We start from the raw sequence: 393 nt of genomic DNA on the forward strand, positions 1-393 counted from the left end.
GCTTTGGCCATAACTCAAACAACAAACTAAAAATAAAACTAGATTAAATAATCTCATAGGTATTTAAAATTAAAATTGGACGTAATTACAATCTAATTACGTGTAACTATTAGGCATATACTTAATCTTGAATCACAACCACAATAGGATCAGCACAACCATAATAGTAACCATAATAAGCTGCATCATATTCTGCTACGGTTGAAATTGCACCAGAATTCCATTGTGCATTTGCATATAAAATTGCCTCATACACACAATCTTTTTCTCTATCAAAATTCTTAGTAATTTCCGTAGACTCTACATCGGTGTTTGCAAATGCAAATGCAAACACAGACAAAAACATAAAAGCTGTTGAAAGCTTTTTTTCATAAGTGAAATTTTTAAAAGTTC

General features: G+C 30.3%; 1 protein-coding gene. It reads right to left on the bottom strand.

From position 1 onward, the window contains the following. Positions 1–121: 121 nt before the first annotated feature. On the bottom strand, positions 122–393 hold a 272-nt coding region (locus NBRC110019_RS16800), incomplete at its 5' end, for a hypothetical protein (protein WP_281756622.1).

Origin of the sequence: Neptunitalea chrysea (genome assembly GCF_027924145.1) — a bacterium.
GTDB classification, from domain to species: Bacteria; Bacteroidota; Bacteroidia; order Flavobacteriales; family Flavobacteriaceae; genus Neptunitalea; species Neptunitalea chrysea.